The organism is Mycobacterium sp. 852002-51057_SCH5723018 (assembly GCF_001667035.1).
Taxonomy (GTDB): Bacteria; Actinomycetota; Actinomycetes; order Mycobacteriales; family Mycobacteriaceae; genus Mycobacterium.
The window spans coordinates 1-639 of the sequence record NZ_LZIR01000131.1 but is presented as its reverse complement, the minus strand read 5'-3'; the positions used below and the strand labels follow the sequence as shown (position 1 = coordinate 639).

Here is a 639-nt window from a genome sequence, read left to right as displayed (position 1 = left end):
AACGGCTTCTTCTTCGGCGGTAAAGGCGGGGACGGCGGCAAGGCCGCGATGATCGGCAATGGCGGTGACGGCGGCACCGGCGGCTACGGCGGCAACGACGGCGGGGCCGGCGGCCAGGGCGGCAATGCCGGGTTGATCGGTAACGGCGGTGACGGCGGCAACGCCGGGGTTGTCTTGGCCCCGGGCAGCCCCGGCACCGGCGGCACCGGTGGGCTGCTGTTCGGCCAGAACGGGATGAACGGGTTGCGGTAGCCAGCAGGCCCGCGACCGCTCATTGCTCTCGAGCCGGCAACGCGGCCGATTCCCAAATGACCGAAATATGCTCGAGGCCAGGTCCTTCGAGCGCCAAAAAGGCGCGTCGAGCAAGCGGTGTCACGCCGACGTCAGCGTGCTCTGATCCTCGTCGGCACCGCCGCGGGCGACCCCATTGTCGGCGGGCAATGGCGGCACGCGGGTGGCCCGGACGTATACGGTGTCACCGTCGCGCAGGGCGAGCGCCTCGGCGTCGCCGCGGGTGATCTGCGCGGTGAAGGGGCCGCCGGTGGCCGCGCTGGTCAGCTCCACACGGACCTCGAAGCCCAGCGCCACCACCCGGTCGACGGTGGCACGCACCACCCCGATGGACTCGGCGGTGCCGTC

The 639-nt window shown here is 71.7% G+C and carries 1 protein-coding gene and 1 pseudogene; one reads left to right on the top strand and one right to left on the bottom strand.

Annotated elements, in window-relative coordinates; genetic code table 11:
- Nucleotides 1–252, top strand: a pseudogene (locus tag A5764_RS29050) (hypothetical protein); the annotation flags it as partial.
- A 120-nt stretch (nt 253–372) separates the two neighbouring features.
- Here A5764_RS29050 and A5764_RS26980 read toward each other — a convergent pair.
- On the bottom strand, nt 373–639 hold a 267-nt coding region (locus A5764_RS26980; RefSeq protein ID WP_197501747.1), incomplete at its 5' end, for a TOBE-like domain-containing protein.